This window comes from Duncaniella dubosii (assembly GCF_004803915.1).
In the GTDB taxonomy this organism is placed as follows: Bacteria; Bacteroidota; Bacteroidia; order Bacteroidales; family Muribaculaceae; genus Duncaniella; species Duncaniella dubosii.
Genome location: NZ_CP039396.1, coordinates 1,270,583 through 1,290,427 on the forward strand (window position 1 = coordinate 1,270,583; position 19,845 = coordinate 1,290,427).

Here is a 19,845-nt window from a genome sequence, read left to right on the forward strand (position 1 = left end):
CGCCCCAGCACGGAGCGGCTCTGTAGGCTCCTATCAGATCTTTACTGGGATCATAGGGGAGATAAAGGGTGTCGATTTTGGTAGTTGAGTCAAACTTCCATGTTGGGGCTCGTATTTGTCGACATATAGGTTTGCGACATTGAAATCATGAAAAGTCTCGTCTGCGACGCGGTTGAGATGCCACGACAGGAAGATCGATTCAATGCGACAGCCTGTCGAGAAGGGCGATGCTCCCAGCGCTTCGAGCAGCCCGAACTTCTCAATGTTGATGCTGGTAAGATTGCGGCAGCCGTTGAAGGCGTAGTCACCTATACTGATTATAGTTCCCGAATGTCTATCTGCGTCATCGGGGTAGAGGCGAAGGCTCTTGCGCCAATTGAAAGGAAACGGTCAGACATCATGCAGCCTGCCAGACCCTTTGCTCCGTCAAACATTCTGTCGGGGATGCAGTTGTCGACAGCTATGGTCACGTCGCATTCCTTCTGCAGAGGGACGTAACCTCATAAGCGCAAGGATTTTTCACCTCGCTATTGAGTTTGGTCTGGCTGAAGTCGAGCATGACCGGATGAGTGGCATCAGCGGTGTAGAGCCTTATGATGTCGAGATCATAGTCGTTGATGCCACCATTAATAGCAAGATGCTTTATCCGGCGGATATTGCGCATAGCCTCGCCATCGGGATTGCCGTATAGCCCAGCTTGAGGTTGAGGATACCCCTTCGTCGGGCATTTTGACGGTTTCTGTATCGCCAAAAAGTTTCGGTGACTGGATGAGGGTCACTCTGGCTGACTTGCTGCCGTTTTCGAGAAGCATTGATGCCAGCCTCCCGAATCCGTCGTTTTTCTCCACCGCGATCTCGATTTCATAATCGCCGTCGCCGAGGCTACGGAAGTCTGTTCTCACTGCCCATTGATAATAGTGGTTTTCGTGGTCGTAAAAGTATATATTCGGTTTCTTGAGTTCCTCGTTCGACCGGCATCTGACCGTAATCTTCCCGCCGTCGCGTCCGATATTGAAAACCGTCCTGTCGACTGTGATTCCGTCATAGGCGGCCTGTCTCACCTCAATGCCTACCGACTCCTTGCCGGCCGACACGACAACCGTCGCCGAACGCTCATTGCCCGTATTGCCCTCCGCTGTTATCGTTACTTCTCCAACGCCCGGCTTGGTCAGTTGCAGCTCGGCCTTCAGCCAGTCGGGTTCACCTACCACCGACTCCACTGTCGCCACCGGGGTGAGGTTTGGCGGGCAGGTGAATTTCAGAACCTCAGTGGTCGCATCGCAGCCTAAGTCAATACCGCTGTCGGCAAGCTCCGCCGAACTGTCTGTGAAGTTTATCAGTGTCCTTTCATCGTCATCCTTACACGCAGCGAATAGCAGGCATAAAGCGATGATTCCGAGTATTTTTCTCATATTTTTGTGTGATTATTGTGCTGCTGATGCGGTTTAATTGGCTGGTCTTTAAGTTATTTCTTCACGCGGCTCATTCATCGCCGCCCCAAGGGGTGGATTTCCAGTCTTCGGGCCATGCGAGGATAACCGGGATATTGCCCCATTGAGGATCCGCCTTGAAGACTTCGATCAGCTTCTCGTCAGGGACATAGAGGGTGTCGACCGTATTCCGGATACCCTCCACTCAGGGATTTCTGTTTTGTCGAGATATAATTTATTAGTTTTTATCACTAATGAATTGGTATTAGGGCTCCCATGTGTAATGGTCGAAGGTAGATAGATGGCTTTGACAGGCTTGCTTGTCGATAGGGCTGTCAGATTCAGCTCTTCGAGCCGGGAGGATTTATCGATATTTATTTCTTTAAGAGAGTAATTTCCCCTGAATGCATGCTCATCTATTTGGACCACGCTGGCTGGGATGTCTATGCGCGTTAAGGATGTAGAATAGAACGCCCTGCTGCCGATACCAATCGTATTTTCGGGCAATATGCACTTTACAAGTCCTTGGGCAAAATAAAACATTTGGCTTGGAATGTAGTTGTCGGCCATCATAAGGCCATCAAACTCTACTTTTGGTGGGGTGTAGCCGAATGATTCGTATGGATTTATGTAGTTTCTCAGGAAGGTCGCTTTGCTAAGGTCGAGGGTTACGGGAAATCTTTCATATTTGGTAAACAGACGCAACACATCCAGGTCAAATTCGTTTATTCCGCCCTCTATGGTCAGATGCTTTATGCGATGTATATTGTTGATGTCAGACAACTCAAAGCCGCTTTTGTCGCCTGTATAGCCAAGCGCGATAGGCAGACTTCCGCCCTTTGGATCGGTCTTGATTATCTCTGATTCATCAAACTGTTTCGGACGCTGGACGATAGTAAAACCTTGTTATCACGACCGGTAGTTATCCATAGTTTGGCTATTCGGCCATACGTTGTGTTTTCCTTATAGCTGACAGGCACTTCATAGGTATCCTCGTCCACTTCTGTGATTTCACCGAGGCTACACCATGTAGAGTTAGACTGGGCCGGGTAATTGATGGCGACTTTCGGTTTTTCAGCTGAAATGAATCTGATTTTTAACTCTCCGCCTGTATTCGGGAGAATCTGTGGCTGGGTCTGGATTGTGATATTATCGATTTTTTGAATCACAGTTATTTTCGTCATGCTTTTGCCGACTTTCAGATTGACATAACCTCTACGGTCTGAATTTTTATCGTTTCCTGATACTGCAATACGCAGAATCCATTTACCATCATCGTAATAGCATTGTGTTGAAAGCCATTCTTCATAAGTATGTGTGATTTCTTCGACTGAGACTTTCGGTTCGGATTTTCTCGGCGCATTGAAATAAAGTGTCTTGACATCATAACTTGGCCCGAATTTGATTCCCTTGTTTATAATATCATCCGGAAAATTGAAATCGACCTCCGGCTCATCTTCACAGGCTGTGAGGATGAGGGAACAAAAAATGAATATTAAAAGTTTCTTCATAACAATGATTCGGTAAAAATTACAGAAGTAGTTGAAACTTAAGTTAATATATCGAATTGTCAAATACAAATGAATCGCCAAAGCGTTCATTATAAAAACATTAGACAATATGAACGTATTGGCGATTCTCAAAGACTTCACCTTTCGGTGTAAGTCGGTATTTGAAAATACTACAACCAAGATGAGCAAAAGGTTCCTCAACTGGCTGATTTTAACAATACGCACTGTAGCGTTGATTCCGGGCAAAGTCAATTTTACCCGGCTGTCGCGCTATGGCGGTCGTACAGCCAAGACCTTTGCTTCCAATTTCAAGACATCCGTAGACTGGATGAAAGTCAACATAGGTATGGCGCAGGATTGTTTTGGGCCGGCCGATGACATGGCAGCGGCAATCGATCCGTCGTTCATTTCAAAAGCAGGCAGACTGACGTATGGCATAGGCCGTTTCTGGTCAGGGGTGGCACAACGTGTCAAACGCGGTCTGGAGATAATGGCGATCGGGGCAATAAGTCTGAGTAAACATACATGCGTGATGCTCGGTGCTGTCCAGTCACCGAACTTCAGGACTCTTGAATCCGAGAAACAAATGTCAATGCTTGACTGGTATGTGGCACTTGTCAGGTCAAAGGCGACAGAGCTGCTCTCACTGACGGATATTCTGGTTGCCGATGCCTTTTTCTCCAAATATGAGTTTGTAAATGAAGTGATTGGCATGGGATTTCGATTTGTCGGGAGATTACGTGCCAACTCATATCTGAGGTATCTGGCCATACCGGATTCCTCCGCCCCGCGAAGACGCGGCAGAAAGAAAAAGTATGGAGAGAAAGTGGATTTCTCCAACCTTGACATGTCCGTGTTCACTTCATTCATATATGAGGATTCCAAAGGAAACAAAAACCGATGTCACACGGCGGTCGTACATTCGAGGGCATTGAAACGCGACATCCGTATCGTGGTCTGTCCGGTTGAAAACGCAGGGCCTCTTCTTTACTTCTCTACAGACACCAATATGAGGTCTGAAAAGATCATCGGTTTCTACCGCACCCGCTTTCAGATTGAGTTCGGCATACGCGATGCCAAACAGTTTACAGGACTCCAGTCGCAACAGACACGCGACAAAGACCGGCTTGACTTCGCATTCAATCTTTCCTTCACTGCACTCAATGTCTGCAAAGAGGTCATAAGGAAGGATTATCCGGATCTTTCGGTAGCGCAGTTCAAACGGCTTATGTTTGAATCTTATCTCGCCTCAACAATTATTTCGACTTGCGGAAAATCTCCGCATCTCAAAATAATTCAGAAAATAAATCATCGGTTGGCTCAGTTAGCGGCTTAGCCAAGACTGAAAAACCTCAAATTTTACCGAATCATTGCATAAGATTAAGAATAATTATAGATGTAAGGATGGGTCTTTGTATTCTTTGAAATTTAAGATGCCGTGATACTTACGGCCTCGATCATCTTCACAGGTTATAGGAGTTTCGCCTATGATCGGTGGTATATCTACTTCAGGGCTTATTTTGTTAACATATCCCTCCCAAACAGGAAACATTTCATCCCCTAAGGTTATTTGGAGCGATTGAATCTCATCAGGAAGTTCAAAACCTAAATATCCGATGCCATAGATACAAGGTAAATAATACATTGCCGGTTTGTTCGGGCGATTTGAATGGTTTGAATTACGACTCAAACGAGTGATGTCTTTGGGTTTGCTTTGATGGCTATTGTCATCTCTTGCATACCCTGCCGGAAATAGTAAGGTCGCAAAAGCAATCAATAATAGCAGTTTTTTCATAATTGTGTTAATACGTTATTGTAAATTATTGTACTACAAAATTATGCTATTTATGGCTTCTAAATAGAATTTTTACCTTAGTAAATCTTGGTTTTTCATATGCGATAATATCTTGATTATTAATTGAATAGCCCTTTGGTAAACTTCGAATTTTGGTGTTTAAAAACGCACTATTGCTAAGTGGTTTAAAATCAGTGTGTTGCTTGTAAAAGTTCAAAAGAGAAGTAAAAGCGTTTAAATACAGGTTATTAACCTAATACATTTAAATACTTATCACGCTTTATAGGTTCTAATTTTTTTATTTTATCTTTTAGTCGGCGTTTTCGTTCATAAACGCTCGTTAGTTTCTCTTCCTTTAGAAATAAAGAAATAGAGTTTATTGAAAAACCTAATATGGAATATAGGAATAGATTATAGTCCGCATTTTTCAAATTTGGAAAATCGGTCTTGAAGTCAGAAATCACATTGTCGCAGTTTCTGTCGACCATCCTTTCCAGATTTTCGATTTTCTTTTTGTCGCCCGACAATTGCTCGATTAAATCAGTGACGGCTGCCGAGACGCGCTTACGAGCTGCTGTGGGATTCTCGCTTTCGTAGACCTTTTGGCAGAGTTCGTCGAGAATTGAAAACTCATCGCGCATTTTTTCTCTGATTTCTACTTTTGCTATGTCATATTCGGATTTTTTTATGGCAAGTGTCTCACGCAGACTCTGTGCGATAGCCATATTCCGCTCGATTTTATATTCGTAGGCTTTATAATATCGATTGACGATTAATGCACCGATGACGATAATGAGGGCTATTATAGTTACAAGAAGATAATTGAAAATCTGTGAAGTTTTGAGTTTCTCTTCTTTTAAATGCCTTGACATCTCATAGTAATTTGCCAGTGTGGATGATAAATCTAAACTGATACGTTCTCTGAATTGGGCATTAAGATTCTCATATTCCTTTTTCAGATAGTTAAAGGCGGAGTCTGTGTTGCCAAGGTTGTCATTGATTTCATATTTGAGCCAGTAGTTCACATCATTCTTATTATTTATATTGTTTAGAATCGCTACGGCATCCTTGTTTTTGCCAATCTTTCCTAAGGCAAATGCCAAAAAAGCTGAGTCTTTGGTGCTTAACAATCCGGTTTCAGCAGCCGATTGCATGTATGGAATAGACTTTTCAAACTTTGTCTCTGTCATTAAAGTTACGGCTATTGTTTTTTGGGCTTCGCTATATAAATAGGTGTCAGAATATTTATTTGCAGAATCCGTCAGTTGGCGACATATTTCATAAGTCTTTTCGTAATCCCTGTTATTACAATACGTATTAGCTAAATCGAGCATCGCATAGTTAATATAAGGCTGTCTGCCAGCTAATCTTAGATTTTCAAGTTCTATTTCTGAATAATGAACGCCATCACCAGTGTTGTACCGATTATTGTACACGTCTGCAATTCCGCGGGCTGACATGCCTATCCAGAATTTGTCATCGAGTTCTTTTGCGAGGTCGTGGGCTTTGAACATGGCGACAAGGCTTTCGGGATAATCTTCTTTCTCGAATTTCACACGGCCGAGAAAGTAGTTTGCAAGGAGGGCGTGGCGTGTGTCGGAACGCCCTGTGAACCAGTCGGCGGCCACCTGCATGACCGAATCGCGTGTTGCGAGGCTGCCGTGGGCCTTGTCGATGGCCTGAGTGAGTAGGACTTCGTAGAGCATACGGTCAGAGGTACGTGTGATGAGCGAGGAGTCGATGGCCAGCAGGTCGTCGAGGCGCGTGTCAGGGTGAGCGTCCATGTAGCCATCGATTTCTTTGAGCTGGCGTGCGGTTTCGGTCGAGCCGCACGCCGTCAGGAGCGTCAAGGCGGTAAGCACGAGGATTATCGAGATATGGAGCTGTTTCATCATCAGATTTCGGTAAAATATCCACAAACTAAACGTAAGCGACATGGCGTATATTACTACTGTGATGATGAAATATATTGTGTATATGGTATGTGTGGCGGCGGGATGAACTATTTCCTGCGGATGAGGGTGAGGCCGTCGCGGAGGGGGATGATTACGGTCTCAAGTTCAGGATGGGAAGCCACGTAGGTGTTGAAGCGGTCGAGGGCGACGGTCTGTGCGTCGTGGTTGGCGACGGTGTCGGTCACCTTGCCGTCCCAGAGTGTATTGTCGGCTATGATGAAGCCTCCCCGGCGCAGGCGCGGGAGCACGAGGTCGAGATATTCGACATAGCGGCGTTTGTTGGCATCAATATACACCAAGTCCCATATTTCATCAATTGTCGCTATAATCTCCTCGGCATCACCTATATGGAGAGTGATGCGGTCGCCTCCGGGTGATGTGGCGAAGAGTTCGAGCAGTTCGTCTTCCATCTCATCGTCGACTTCGATGGTGTGGAGCTGTCCGTCTTTGGCAAGACCTTCGGCAAGACATAGAGCCGAATAGCCTGTATAAGCGCCAAGCTCCAGTATCCGTTGAGGCTTTATCATGGAAGAGAGCATCGAAAGCATACGTCCCTGCAGATGACCCGAACACATGCGAGGGTAGAGATGGCGCAGATGGGTGCGGCGGTAGAGGCGCTTCAGGTGTTCGGGTTCGGCGCTTATGTGGCTGAGAATGTAATCGTCGAGATTATCGCACATGACCCATTATGAATGCTTGAGCTGCAAGGAAATAAGAGTTGAGGCCAAAACCGGTGATAGTGCCACGGCACACAGGGGCTATGAGCGATGTGTGGCGTATGGTCTCGCGCGAAGCTGTATTAGAGATATGTACTTCAATCACCGGGGTCGTTATGCCTGAAATCGCATCGGCTATTGCGAGCGATGTGTGGGTATATGCACCAGCATTCAGGATAACTCCGTCGGCATCGGTATTGTGGAGGAAGTCGATGATGTCGCCTTCGTGGTTTGACTGGAGATATTCGATTTCATCGCCGTCAATCATCTCGCGGAGTTCCTGAAGGTATGATTCGAATGTGCGTGAGCCGTAGATTTCCGGTTCGCGTGTGCCGAGAAGGTTCAGATTCGGGCCGTTGATAATAAGTAACTTCACTTTTGTCGGATGTTTAAGTCTGGTTAAGTATTATATGTTTGATTCAGATGACAATATCCATCGGATGGAGTTCGAGAGTCCACACCGCCACCGTCGACAGCCCCATCAGTATCAGCAAAATCCAGCTGATATATGACCTGCGCGGATAGGCGTTCCATGCAAGCCATGCCGACAGAACCATATAGAACGGATAGATCCATACGAAGAGTCTCACGGCTTCGTCGCCGGCAGGAAGATTGGCGAGGAGGATTGGAAATGCAAAGACCGGAAGCAGGAATATGATGATGATCACAGTCATCCATAGGGGTGTTTTCATATCATATGCTTATTTTTATTGTTTTTTAGCTCGTTACGATATGCCCTTACCGTGCGTTTTATACCTTCGGCAAGGTCTATCCGGGATTTGAAGCCGAAATCACGTTCTGCATCTGTCGTGTCGCAGTTCCAGTTGCGCTGAGCCATGATTTTATATTTGTCGGAGTTGAGAGTGACAGCCTGAAGCTTCGCTGCGCCATATTTTTCAGATACCTTGCAGGCGATTTTAAGCGCCAAGAGCGGAAGACGTACAGGAATGACGAGTTTATGCCCGAGTTCCTTGGCTACGATTTTTCGGAATTCTCCTTGAGTATATGCCCGGGGTTCAGAGATTATGTATTTGCGATGGACCGGTGCTTTTTCGAGAGCATCGAATATCGCGCAGGCGAGATCCTCCACATATATAAACGTGAGCATCTGCCGACGGAATCCGACACCGAAATCGAAATGCGCATCAATGCTTTTGATCATCATCAGATAGTCACGCTCGTGTGGACCGTAGACCCCGGTCGGGCGCAGTATGATCCAAGGGAATGATGAGGGGAGGGTCTGCAGAAGTGTCTCGGCCTTGATTTTGGAAAGCCCGTAGCGGGTGTTTGGCTGAGGTATCATAGAGCCGTTCAGCGGGCTGTAGTCTTTCTCGTCGCCCGGGCCGAGAGCTGAAAGTGACGACATGTAGATGAATCTTTTCGGAATCTGGCCGTTGGTGATAACCGCCTCGCAGAAATTACGCAGATATGTGAAGTTTATGTGATTGAAATCACTGAAATTCACACATTTTGTCGCGCCGAGGTTATATACGATATAATCCCATTGGTTTCCGGCAAGCTCGTCGCGGAGTTTGTCGGGGTCATCATAGTCAAGGGTTATGAACCGGAGCGCCGGATCGGTCAGATAACGTCGGGATGTCGATTCGCGGACCGCACACCAAGTTTCATATCCGCGTGAAAGAGCCTCACGTGCGATAAAACCTCCGATAAAACCTCCTGCTCCTACAATTAATACTTTCATCCTTAATTTAAATGAGATGTCTGATTAAGAATTCTTGAAAAAACATCGGCATATTTGCTCGCGATGATCGGGGCTGCAAAGCGGTCGGCCACAGTCTGATGGAGATATTCGCGTGAAATATCTGCTTTTAATGCCCATAATATGCCGTTTGCCACATCAATCGGGTCTTTGTAGCGGGCTATGTAACCTGTGCGCATGTGTTCCACGATGTCAGTGCGTCCGTCGATTCCGAATGTCACCGGCAGCGCGCCTCCGGCCTGACCTTCGACGAGAGTGCCTCCGAGAGTCTCGTAGAGCGATGTCGAAATCACCACTTTGGCGATGGAGTAGAGATAGCGGATGACTTTGAAGTCTCTTACCAGACCGAAATGTCTGTGAGAGAATCGCAGACGGTCGAGTGCCTGTGGTTTTTTAATATTTCCGAAGAAATATACCGCTGTCTTGTTGGCTATTTCAGGATAGTTGTCGAATATATGGTTAAGGGCATCTATCGTATAGTCAAGTCCTTTTATGGGATCGTCAATGCGTGCCGCACCGAAAAGCAGAATGTTCGGTTTGTGTGGCGGCATGAGTGAGTATAGATCCCGTGGGGGAGTGGTATAGAATTGCTCTATTGGAAATGGATTGTTGATGGTCAGAATGTCGCGTCCCTTCAGTAATGACGAATGTCGGGCGCAGTCTTCAAGCCATTTGCTGACAGTAATGTATGTCATGGGGACTTCATTATAGACCTGCAGTTTCTTTTCCCAGCATTTATGCGAGATGTCATCTTTGTGTCCTCCGCCTGAAAGAAACCGGCAATTACCACATTCATCAAGATAGCGGTCACATTCGTATGCGTGATGACACACTCCTGTCATTGTCCACATGTCATGGATGGTCCACACGATTTTTTTGCCCATATGATGTAGCTTGCGTATCCCCTTGACATTCATCAGACCCTGATTCACCCAGTTAATGCAAACGATATCGGCTTCTTTCACCCAAGGATGGTGGTGTATGTTGAGAGCGAAATCACCAGTGGATATCTTAAACAGATTTTCTTTTTTGAAACCGAGAGCCGGGAGCATCGAGAGGCGTTCCATCACGAAAGCCATGCTACGGATGAAGCGTGAATATATGTCTGAAATGGTCTCTTCTTCCGACGTTTTCGTAAAGACAACCATTCTGGCGTCGACACCGATCTGACGCAGAGCCTGCATCAGTCTGAATGTCACTATCGCAGCCCCTCCGAGGGTGTCGGAATGATTGACAAGCACTACTTTTTTCCCACGGATATTTTTAGGAAGTGTGTCTGGACTGTAGATTTCGGTATTTGGAGGCTGATTCATTTTTTTGTCTGGTGTGACGTGGTTGTCGAGAATGAGAGTTGGTTTCCTACGTTGATTAGCTGTAGTGATTTGTGTTGCAGACGGGCTTCAAGATATTTTATGAATTCCTTTTCCTTGGCCGGCGGGAGTGGAGTGTTATATTTCACAAGTACGGTGTTGATTGTGTCAAGCCGTTCGGTCGCTATATTGCTGAATATCGTATGTGTGACGGCAAGCTCCTCGACTTGCGGGAACACGACTCTGACCTCGGGGCTATGCGTCCGGCAATCGTATCGTTGATCTGGTTGATTGCGATTACGCTTTTCAGTGAATCAATTGTCATCTGCTGGGCGGATATGGAGGTCTGGGCAAGTTCATAGATGTCCTTGACGGTTGGCATCCCGTTTTTGATTTCCGACAGATTGGGTGAGTCACCTTGTATGATGTTCAGGCGTGTTCCTTCCAGACCGTAGTTTTTCAGTTGGGAACTCATGGCGAGCTGAAGGGAGTCGGAGGGGAGGATTTTTCCGATAAGAGTGACAGTTATGACTTTTTCACCATGTTCAATCACTGCTTTTCGGTTTAGAACCTGCGTGGCCGGAAAATTGAACTGCTGGGCAATGAATCTGTCGGCGTTCATTGAGAATCTCGACTGGCGGAGCATGTTGTAGGTGAGATAGAGAGAGGGCAGGAGGGTGAGGATAGAGACCGTATAGACAATATGGCGCACACGCCGTGAACGTTCGGGATTCACAGCCACTACCGGCTTGTAGTGCATTATCTTTACTCCGATAAACGTTGACAGGGCAATGAATATCGAGTTGATGAGAAACAGATATGTAGCCCCGAAGAAATAGTTCATCTGGAATGTGGCGAGACCGTAGCCTGCCGTACAAAGCGGTGGCATGAGAGCCGTTGCGATAGCTACGCCCGGAATCACGTTTCCTTTTGATTTTGAGCCTATGGCCACTATTCCTGCTCCTCCGCCGAAAAATCCGATCAGGACGTCGTAGATAGTCGGTGATGTGCGTGCGAGGAGTTCACTATGGCCCTCGCTTACGGGTGATATCAGGAAATAGATGGTCGATGTGAGCATACTGAATCCTGCGGCCATCAGCAGGTTGCGCAGACATCGTTTCAGCAGTTCGAAATCCTGTACGCCAATCCCCAGACCTATGCCGATAATCGGTCCCATAAGCGGAGATATGAGCATTGCACCGATTATGACGGCTGTTGAGTTGGTGTTGAGTCCGAGGGAGGCAATAAAAATCGCAAGCACGAGTATGAGCATGTTCGTGCCTTTGAATGATATTCCTTCGCGGATTGTCGCTTCTGCTTCTGCCTGAGGAAGCAGGTCGTCAGCCATAGAGAAATATCTTACAAGATAATTTTTAAGCGATGCCATGGCTTGCAGTATATAATGGAGAGAATTTTCGTATGATTATGAATCGTTGTAGTCATCTTGTGTGTTTGGTGTGGAACTTCGTCTGACGCTTATGTCTTCAGCCTGCGGCTTTCTGCCTGAACTGCTCCTTGACCTCGTCGACTACATTTATTATATAGTCGCCGACCTTTTCAAGCGAGCCGATAATATCCATATAGTAAATGCCGGCCTGATACTCATAGTGGTGTTCGTTGATGTTCTCGACGTTGGCCACACGGAGCTGGTTGCGGAGATTGTTGATTTCACGTTCGTGATTGTAGGACGTTATGATTTCCGTCTGGTCTGCTGTCTCGAAGTTGCGCAGGAGCAGCAGCATATTGGTCATTGCCGCCTCTACGGCTATGAACATGGTGTCGATGTTATGGGATATTTCCTCATTGAAGTCTACATGGCTTTCCTGCTTGCGGATGAGTATCTTGGCCACGCCATAGCAGCAGTCGGCTATGCTTTCGATTTCGCTGACGATGCGCAACATTGCGGCTATGCGGTGTTTGCCTTCGTTTGACAGACGGCCTTCTGAACAGCGGTTAAGATAGTTGGCAATCTCTATCTCCATTCGGTCTGAGATCTCTTCGTATTTTTCAAGACGTGAGAACTGTTTTGTAAAATCGTCTCCCTGACGTGTATGAACGATGTTCTGAGCCATAGCGATCATTCGTTGTACGCGCTGGGCATAGACGACAATCTCTTTCTCGGCCTGTGCGATGTTTAGTTCGGATGCGCTCATGAGACCGCCGGAGATAAATTTAAGCTGGAATTCTTCATCGCCCATATGTTTGGATGACACGAGCTTTTCAACCAATTTCACATAGAAGCCTGTGAGCCATATCATGATGGTCACATTGATGAGGTTGAATATCGTATGGAACATCGACAGGCCGAACGATACACTGAACTGCATCTGTGCGATTTTGGCAAGGACGGGATGCCCGGCAGGAAGACTGTTGTCAAAAATGCTGTTGTAGAGCTGCGGGTCATTGGCTTCAAGGTCATTGACAAAGCCGAATATGCTGTTGGGGTCGCCTTGTCCCAGCCATTTGGTTATGTCGACATTGAGACGGACAAAGGGGTAAAAGACGGCAAGGGTCCATATGATGCCGAACATGTTGAATAGCAGATGACCCATAGCCGTACGTTTTGCGGCAACATTTCCGCTCATTGAGGCTAACAGGGGGGTAATTGTCGTTCCTATATTGCTGCCGAGAACCACCGCACAGGCAAGATCAAATGAAATCCAGCCTTTTGTACACATAATGAGCACGATAGCGAAAGTGGCTGCCGATGACTGTATGATAGCTGTGAGCACTACGCCTACGAGCACGAACAGCAGCACTGATATGAAACCCATCGAGGCATAGCGTTCAAGGAACTGGAACATCTCAGGATTGCTCTGCAGATCAGGCACGTAGTCGCTGATAAGGTCAAGCCCCATAAACATAAGTGCGAAACCGATGAGGAATTCGCCTATCGACTTCTTACGGCTCGCGCTGGCAAAGAGCAGGGGGACGGCACATGCGATGACTGGAAGGATGAAGGCCGAGGTGTCGACTTTAAATCCGAACAGGGCTATGATCCAAGCAGTGAATGTAGTTCCGACGTTGGCACCGAAGATGACTGCCATTGACTGTGCAAGAGTCATCAGACCCGCGTTCACGAAGCTTACGACCATAACAGTCGATGCCGACGAACTCTGGATGAGGGCAGTGATGACTATACCGGTCAGCATGCCGGTGAATCGGTTTCGGGTCATGGCCGAAAGAATGTTGCGCAGACGGTCGCCGGCAGCCTTCTGTAGGCCTTCACTCATTACTTTCATTCCGTAAAGGAACATAGCTACTGATCCCAGTAAGCAAAGTAGGTCAAGGAAGCTGTAAGTCATCTTCTAATGTATGAACGTGAAAAATCGGAGAATCCGGGATTTCTCACTATGTGAAATCAGCCGGTTTCCCCGATGCAAATATACAGAGAAATTTTTAAATTTCCGTCAATGCCTCACGCATTTTTCCCACCATATCGGCATACTCCTCGTCGGACAGATAGACTTCTCCGGGATTCATGCGGAAAGTGCCGCCGTAGTCCGGTCCGTCGACATATTTGGGTGCGAGGTGGAAGTGGAGGTGAGAGAGTTTGTCGCTATAAGCGCCGTAGTTGATTTTTTCAGGGTGGAACACGCTGTCCATCGCACGGGTCACGCGGGTGACATCTTTCATGAAGGCGTTACGTTGGTCGTCAGAAAGTTCGAAAAGGTCGTTGACATGTCCGTCATAAGCGACGAGGCATCGTCCGTGATATGTCTGTTCCTTGAAGAGAAATACTCGCGAAACGTCGAGTTTGGCTATTTCAATCATAAGATTGTGAAGAGTCTCGTTATTCGTGCAGTAGAGACAGTCTTTGGGATCACTTTTCATGTTTTTGAATATTTTTGTTGGTGATTGGTTATAATGTTTGTTTTCAAGGTATTTCTTGTCGTGTCATGCAAAAGTAGGAAAATAACCAATCGTAACCAAATCTTTTTGAATGGAGTGTATGTTCATGAGGCAGTCATATACCGTAAATATTTTCAGTAGAGAAAACTTTTGTCAGGTGAAATAAACTTAATATCTTTGTCCGCGCAAAATGGGTCTGGCATGCTTTTGTCGGACTTTGTTTTATGGCTACGGCTCGCCGGCGGTTTATGATGTACGGTTGGTCGTCAATGAATCCTATTTTAGAATCATTAAAAACAACAAAAATGTCAACATACACAGTTGAAGATCCACGTAAGGTGACCACCCGTCGCCTCATTGAGATGAAAGCAAAAGGCGAGAAGATAGCTATGCTTACCGCCTATGACTATTCGATGGCTAAATTGGTCGACGAGGCCGGTATGGACGCGATACTTGTCGGTGATTCAGCCGCAAATGTGATGGCCGGCTATCCGACCACATTGCCTATGACGCTTGACCAGATGATTTATCACGCTCAATGTGTGGTCCGTGGTGTGAAGCGTGCGCTTGTGGTCTGCGACATGCCTTTCGGCACATATCAGGGCAATTCAATCGAAGCATTGAACTCAGCAATCCGCATTATGAAGGAAAGCGGTGCCGAGGCTGTAAAAATGGAAGGTGGTGCCGAGATTATAGAGTCGATTGAACGGATACTGTGTGCCGGTATACCTGTAATGGGACATCTTGGCCTTACACCTCAAAGCATCAATAAGTTCGGCTCTTACAATGTGCGTGCCCGCAATGAGGCTGAGGCACAGAAGCTGATTGAGGATGCCAAATTACTTGAACAGGTCGGCAGTTTCGCCATTGTTCTGGAGAAAATTCCGGCAGCGCTTGCCACGAAGGTGTCGGAAAGCGTCTCTATCCCGACAATAGGTATTGGCGCAGGTAACGGTTGCGACGGTCAGGTGCTTGTGATGCAGGATATGCTTGGAATCAACAAGGGATTCTCTCCGCGTTTCCTTCGCCGGTATGCCGATCTCGGTACAATTGTCGAGGATGCTGTCGGCAATTATATCAAGGATGTCAAGAGCACCGATTTTCCGAACGAGAGCGAACAGTACTGAGAAATTCTATAGAAATAAACACTACACCCGGCGCAGACAGATAAGATGTCTGATGCCGGGTGTAGTGTTTATTTTTGCTTTTTACCGTTCACCATGCTCAACGGGCAATGAGCTTGACCGGAGTCCGGTGTTCGGCAGTCACGATAAAGTAGATGCCATAGGGAAGGGTGATTTCCAGTCCGTCGGAGATTTCCGGGAGGAGCATTACGGTGCGTCCTGTTGTGTCATAGATGCGTCCTGCGGTCTGTGTCGTTCCACAGCGGAAACGGAGTGTGCTGGGATAGCTTTCAACCGATAGCGGTGCGTCCTCGCTGATTCCGTTGATGCCGGAATGGCTTATTGAAATAATGTTGGATGGCTCTGAAAGATAGCCGAGCCGACTGCTCTGCACATAATAATTCTCGTTTTCGCTACCGTTGAAATCATCGATTATAGCGTAGTTCTCATCACATTCCATTGTTTCTTCAATCATATTGCCGTTAACGAAACGCTGGCGCGTGAGCAGATAGTAGTCGACAACTTCAGGTGCTTCTGACCATGTGGCTTTGTAGGAGGTTTCGGTTATGTCAGACGCGGGATAGGCTGTCAGACGGCTAAGTGTCGGAACTTCGAGTGCTTCTCCGAGAAGATTGACCGTGGTGCTGCCCTTGAGGTTGGCGTCATAGATGGTGATTTTGGCCGAATGGCTTCCTGTCGATGTCGGGGCGTAGGTGACCTGAAGCTGATAGCCGGTGGCTGCGTTGATGAGCGATGCTGAGATTGAAGTAGTGAGCGACGGTGTCGAGGCTGCCTGATCGAGCGTGAACATGTTGCGGTCGGTTCCGCTTATACGCAGAGATACATTGCCCACGATGTTCTCACCGTTTATATATAATATAGAGGTGGTTTTCTTACCGGCGGCGACTTGTCCGAAATCAAGAGATGTGTTGTTGACGGGATTGATCAGTATCGGGTCGCCTGTCGGATATCGGATGTGCCGGGCGAGAAGCTTTCGCCAACTTTCGTTCCCCAGATATATTCGGCAAGATCCGGAAAATCTATATATGGGTTACGGTTGTTTTGATACTCATAGACAATTTCGTTTCGGTCGACTTCCTTTTGGCTGACAGGATCTTCTCTGTGCCATTTGAGCAAAAGTTCGACAGCCCATGAATTTAAAGTCGGGTATTCGTTCTGTTGGAGCATCCATGTGCTGTTCCATGTAAGATTCTGGTAACATGTCACCATATAGAAATATGCTCTTGCAAAATCTCCTTTGTATTCATCGGCCGGTTCATATACATACTGTGCGCCGCCTCCTTGTCCTGATACGGGATAACCGATTTTGCTGACCCCGTTGTCAAATTTGGGATTAGCGGCGGTTACGCCAAGGGGATAGTTGCTTTTTGCCTGATTTGCAGGACCGTCGGCAGGGTAGAGATGGTTGAGGTCAACATAGGCCGGTGTGTATTCTACACTGCCGTCGAGTTTCCACCAGCTCTTGGGGAAAGCATGTTCGCGGTTGAGGCCGGAGAACGATGGGGCGAAACGCTGTACGTTAGAGTACATATCCCACCATTGTTTCGACTCGGGATAGACATCGGTGCGTTCAAAGTAGCGGGGAAGATTGCTGTAGCTCGACACCGGAGTGTGTGGATTGATTACGTCGAAGACTGCGGTTTTCAGTGCAGCTCCTGACTTGCCTTCAAGCCGAGAGTAGTAACCGGCCGGAATCTCGGCTATCATCGCAGGAATAGCCATTGAAACGGATGCCGCCAATGAAAAGAAGCGTAGTGAAAATCTCATGTAAAAACGGTTGAAATAGTGATGAAAAAAGTCTGTCAGAATCAGACCGTGTTGTATGCTAAGCTATAAAAATGGAGGAACCAGCTGTGAGAGTGATGAATGGACGGTGTGGGGGTATGCGTATCGGAAAAAACAGGAGGAAGGAGAGGGGGCTGAAGCACTTGTCAGTGCTTCAGCTCAACTTTATGTGTTGGCGGGAGTTCTCGGTTGCGTTCGGCAACTGAGTCAATAACCTCATGGGCCAGATGGGTGAATGCCTGTGCGGTCACACCTTCAGTCAGAGCAATCGGTTTTCCTGAATCGCCACAGTCAGCTATAGACCCTACGAGGGGTATCTGGGCGAGAAGTCGTACGCCGAGTTTCTCAGCGAGTCTGACTCCACCTTCTTTTCCGAAAATATAGTAGCGTTCGTCGGGGTGTTCGGCCGGGGTGAAATAGGCCATATTTTCTACGACACCGAGTACGGGGACATTCACTTTTTCTTCACGGAACATAGCAATACCTTTACGGGCATCGGCCAGAGCTACTTCCTGCGGGGTTGTCACGACTACCACACCTGTGATCGGGAGTGTCTGAACGAGAGTGAGATGGATGTCGCTTGTTCCCGGAGGCATGTCGATGACGAAGTAGTCAAGCTCGCCCCAATCGGCATCGACTATCAGTTGTTTGAGTGCATTGGAAGCCATTGAACCGCGCCAGAGTACAGCCTTTTCCTTGTCGACTACAAAACCGATTGACAGGAGTTTCACTCCATATCGCTCGATCGGGAGTATCAGCTGGCGGCCGTCGACTTCATGGATATATAGTTGTTCGTCTTCAATACCGAACATTTTAGGCATCGATGGCCCGAAGATGTCAGCGTCAAGAAGACCTACTTTGTAGCCTTCGGCTGCGAGTGCTACAGCAAGGTTGGAGGCGACAGTCGATTTGCCTACTCCTCCTTTTCCGGATGAGACTCCGATGATGTTCTTTACGCCGGGGAGTACAGGTGCGTTCTTTGTGGCAGGTTGCTGCCGGGTGGCTACGTTGACCGTGACTTTGACTTCAGGAGAAATATAGGTATGTATGGCGGTTTCGGCTGCACGCACCATTGATTTGATAAACGGGTCGGTAGGTTTGTCGAATATGAGTGAGAAGCTCACACTGTCACCGTCAATGCGTATATCGTCTTCGACCATCTCTGCTTCGACGAGGTTTTTGCCGTTGCCCGGATAGCGGACTGTCTGGAGTGCATCTGTAATAAGCGCTGGATATAGTTGCATGAATGGAGTGGTATTATAGGAAAAGATGGGGTTGATGTATTAACAAATTTTTACGGCAGAATGTTCAATTCTCCTGATTCTTTGTTTCGTAAAATGGATCGGCTGATGACTGGAGGACTCCTCGGCCGAATGAACGGTAAGTGTCGGGTTCGATGTCGACCTGCGGTTCATCGAGTGCCACGTCTGAGCCGGGAAGTCGCCAAGCAATATATTTGCTCGGTATTCCGCGTCCCAGCCATTGCTGTTCGTAGTAGGTCCGTATAGGTGGGACTATTTCATTTACATCTGAGTTGTAGAGATCGGCTGTGGTGTGGAGCGGACGGATTGAGTTATGGTCAAGCATCGCCGTCGTGTAGGCAAAGAGGAAAGGACTATCGGTCTTGAGGTGTATCACGCCTTCCGATGCAAGAACCTGACGGTAGATGTCGAGGAAATGTGTGCCGGTAAGCCGTTTGTTGACTTTCTTCATCTGTGGATCAGGGAATGTAATCCAGATTTCGGATACCTCGCCCGGCGCGAAAAAGCGTGGGAGCAGATGGATTGATGTGCGCAGAAATGCTACGTTGGTCAGTCCGAGTTGATCAACCTCCTTTGCTCCTGTCCACATGCGAGCCCCTTTGATGTCGATGCCAATGAAGTTGCGGTCGGGATAGAGTTTGCCCATTCCGACAGCATATTCGCCTTTTCCGCATCCGAGTTCGAGGACTATAGGGTTTGAGTTGCCAAACACCTCCTTAGCCCAGTTGCCGCGTAGAGGACAGTCGCCTTTGCTTTCGAGAACCGACTGAGGATATTGATACACGCATCCGAGAGTTTCCATCTCGGCAAATTTTTTCAGTTTGTTTTTTCCCATCTGTCGGTTATTTCTACTTCATGTTTTGTTTTGCCTGAAAGGCAAGGGCGTAAAGACGCATCTGTTTTACCATAGCGAGCAAGCCGTTGGAGCGGGTAGGCGACAGGTGTTCCGAAAGACCTATGTCATCAATGAAATGGAGATCGGAATTAAGGATGTCGTCAGGAGTCTGGTTGTCAAGCACCTGAATCAGAAGCGAAATTATCCCTTTGACGATGATTGCGTCGGAATCGGCCATGTAGTGTACCTTTCCGTCGGGTGTGAGATCGGCGTTTAGCCATACACGGCTCTGGCAACCTTCGATGAGGTGGTCGGGAGTCTTGTATTTCTCGTCTATTTCAGGAAGATTGTTGCCGAGGTCGATAATCATGGCATAACGGTCCATCCAGTCATCGACTTCTGAGAACTCTTCGACAATGTCGTTCTGTATCTGGTCAATAGTCATGTTGTCAGTGTTTTTTTATAAACATATTATTTCGCAAAAGTACAAAATTCCCTTGTCATTCCATAAAAACAGAATGAGATATAA

Annotated in this window: 23 protein-coding genes; 2 read left to right on the top strand and 21 right to left on the bottom strand. The window is 47.2% G+C overall.

What is annotated here, in order from left to right; genetic code table 11:
* Positions 1-33: 33 nt before the first annotated feature.
* The 5 genes from E7747_RS17455 to E7747_RS05590 form a co-directional block, all read right to left on the bottom strand.
* Positions 34-321, bottom strand: a complete 288-nt coding sequence (locus E7747_RS17455) for a leucine-rich repeat protein (RefSeq protein ID WP_136417045.1) — start codon at positions 319-321, stop codon at positions 34-36.
* A 305-nt stretch (positions 322-626) separates the two neighbouring features.
* The gene (locus E7747_RS05580; RefSeq protein ID WP_136414632.1) at positions 627-1,412 is read right to left on the bottom strand and encodes a BACON domain-containing protein; all 786 of its coding nucleotides are present in this window, start codon (positions 1,410-1,412) and stop codon (positions 627-629) included.
* 70 nt (positions 1,413-1,482) lie between these two features.
* Positions 1,483-1,635: a hypothetical protein gene (locus tag E7747_RS16515; protein ID WP_168185243.1), complete on the bottom strand. Its 153-nt coding sequence runs from the start codon at positions 1,633-1,635 to the stop codon at positions 1,483-1,485.
* Positions 1,581-2,003, bottom strand: a complete 423-nt coding sequence (locus E7747_RS17460; RefSeq protein WP_394366327.1) for a leucine-rich repeat domain-containing protein — start codon at positions 2,001-2,003, stop codon at positions 1,581-1,583. The genes E7747_RS16515 and E7747_RS17460 overlap by 55 nt, the downstream gene beginning before the upstream one ends.
* Before the next feature lie 281 nt (positions 2,004-2,284).
* On the bottom strand, positions 2,285-2,941 hold the full coding sequence (locus E7747_RS05590) for a BACON domain-containing carbohydrate-binding protein (protein ID WP_168185244.1): 657 nt from the start codon (positions 2,939-2,941) through the stop codon (positions 2,285-2,287).
* A gap of 109 nt (positions 2,942-3,050) precedes the next feature.
* Here E7747_RS05590 and E7747_RS05595 point away from each other — a divergent pair, with 109 nt between their 5' ends.
* Positions 3,051-4,277, top strand: a complete 1,227-nt coding sequence (locus E7747_RS05595) for a transposase (RefSeq protein ID WP_136414637.1) — start codon at positions 3,051-3,053, stop codon at positions 4,275-4,277.
* Positions 4,278-4,331: 54 nt separating this feature from the next.
* Here the strand turns inward: E7747_RS05595 and E7747_RS05600 are convergent, their stop codons facing one another.
* The 11 genes from E7747_RS05600 to E7747_RS05650 form a co-directional block, all read right to left on the bottom strand.
* Positions 4,332-4,736, bottom strand: a complete 405-nt coding sequence (locus tag E7747_RS05600) for a hypothetical protein (protein ID WP_136414639.1) — start codon at positions 4,734-4,736, stop codon at positions 4,332-4,334.
* A 248-nt stretch (positions 4,737-4,984) separates the two neighbouring features.
* Positions 4,985-6,631 (bottom strand): hypothetical protein, encoded by a 1,647-nt coding sequence (locus E7747_RS05605; RefSeq protein WP_136414641.1) that lies wholly within the window; start codon positions 6,629-6,631, stop codon positions 4,985-4,987.
* A gap of 107 nt (positions 6,632-6,738) precedes the next feature.
* Complete coding sequence (locus tag E7747_RS05610; RefSeq protein WP_136414643.1) at positions 6,739-7,371, bottom strand: O-methyltransferase; 633 nt, start codon at positions 7,369-7,371, stop codon at positions 6,739-6,741.
* Positions 7,361-7,783 (bottom strand): type II 3-dehydroquinate dehydratase, encoded by a 423-nt coding sequence (locus E7747_RS05615; protein ID WP_123613740.1) that lies wholly within the window; start codon positions 7,781-7,783, stop codon positions 7,361-7,363. Before E7747_RS05615 ends, E7747_RS05610 begins: the two co-directional genes overlap by 11 nt.
* A 43-nt stretch (positions 7,784-7,826) precedes the next feature.
* Entirely contained in the window at positions 7,827-8,099 is a 273-nt protein-coding gene (locus tag E7747_RS05620; protein ID WP_136414645.1) for a hypothetical protein, read from the bottom strand.
* Entirely contained in the window at positions 8,096-9,109 is a 1,014-nt protein-coding gene (locus E7747_RS05625; protein ID WP_136414646.1) for an NAD-dependent epimerase/dehydratase family protein, read from the bottom strand. The genes E7747_RS05620 and E7747_RS05625 overlap by 4 nt, the downstream gene beginning before the upstream one ends.
* Before the next feature lie 2 nt (positions 9,110-9,111).
* On the bottom strand, positions 9,112-10,440 hold the full coding sequence (locus tag E7747_RS05630; protein ID WP_136414648.1) for a glycosyltransferase: 1,329 nt from the start codon (positions 10,438-10,440) through the stop codon (positions 9,112-9,114).
* Complete coding sequence (locus E7747_RS05635; protein ID WP_136414650.1) at positions 10,437-10,676, bottom strand: hypothetical protein; 240 nt, start codon at positions 10,674-10,676, stop codon at positions 10,437-10,439. Before E7747_RS05635 ends, E7747_RS05630 begins: the two co-directional genes overlap by 4 nt.
* Complete coding sequence (locus E7747_RS05640) at positions 10,622-11,824, bottom strand: TIGR00341 family protein (protein WP_136414651.1); 1,203 nt, start codon at positions 11,822-11,824, stop codon at positions 10,622-10,624. Before E7747_RS05640 ends, E7747_RS05635 begins: the two co-directional genes overlap by 55 nt.
* Before the next feature lie 97 nt (positions 11,825-11,921).
* Positions 11,922-13,742, bottom strand: a complete 1,821-nt coding sequence (locus E7747_RS05645; RefSeq protein WP_136414653.1) for a Na/Pi cotransporter family protein — start codon at positions 13,740-13,742, stop codon at positions 11,922-11,924.
* Positions 13,743-13,836: 94 nt separating this feature from the next.
* A complete protein-coding gene (locus E7747_RS05650) occupies positions 13,837-14,271 on the bottom strand; it encodes an HIT family protein (RefSeq protein WP_123613734.1) in 435 nt (144 codons plus the stop codon).
* 323 nt (positions 14,272-14,594) lie between these two features.
* Between E7747_RS05650 and panB the strand changes: the two genes are divergently transcribed.
* Positions 14,595-15,416 (top strand): 3-methyl-2-oxobutanoate hydroxymethyltransferase, encoded by an 822-nt coding sequence (gene panB / locus E7747_RS05655; RefSeq protein WP_123613733.1) that lies wholly within the window; start codon positions 14,595-14,597, stop codon positions 15,414-15,416.
* A 97-nt stretch (positions 15,417-15,513) separates the two neighbouring features.
* Here the strand turns inward: panB and E7747_RS05660 are convergent, their stop codons facing one another.
* From E7747_RS05660 to E7747_RS05680, 5 genes are all read right to left on the bottom strand, one after another.
* On the bottom strand, positions 15,514-16,461 hold the full coding sequence (locus tag E7747_RS05660; RefSeq protein ID WP_394366328.1) for a hypothetical protein: 948 nt from the start codon (positions 16,459-16,461) through the stop codon (positions 15,514-15,516).
* Positions 16,359-17,201 (bottom strand): endonuclease I family protein, encoded by an 843-nt coding sequence (locus tag E7747_RS05665; RefSeq protein WP_136414656.1) that lies wholly within the window; start codon positions 17,199-17,201, stop codon positions 16,359-16,361. Before E7747_RS05665 ends, E7747_RS05660 begins: the two co-directional genes overlap by 103 nt.
* 164 nt (positions 17,202-17,365) lie before the next feature.
* A complete protein-coding gene (locus tag E7747_RS05670; RefSeq protein WP_136414658.1) occupies positions 17,366-18,463 on the bottom strand; it encodes an Mrp/NBP35 family ATP-binding protein in 1,098 nt (365 codons plus the stop codon).
* A gap of 64 nt (positions 18,464-18,527) precedes the next feature.
* The gene (gene trmB / locus E7747_RS05675) at positions 18,528-19,316 is read right to left on the bottom strand and encodes a tRNA (guanosine(46)-N7)-methyltransferase TrmB (protein WP_136414660.1); all 789 of its coding nucleotides are present in this window, start codon (positions 19,314-19,316) and stop codon (positions 18,528-18,530) included.
* 13 nt (positions 19,317-19,329) lie between these two features.
* Entirely contained in the window at positions 19,330-19,761 is a 432-nt protein-coding gene (locus E7747_RS05680) for a SufE family protein (RefSeq protein WP_136414662.1), read from the bottom strand.
* Between the last annotated feature and the right edge of the window lie 84 nt (positions 19,762-19,845).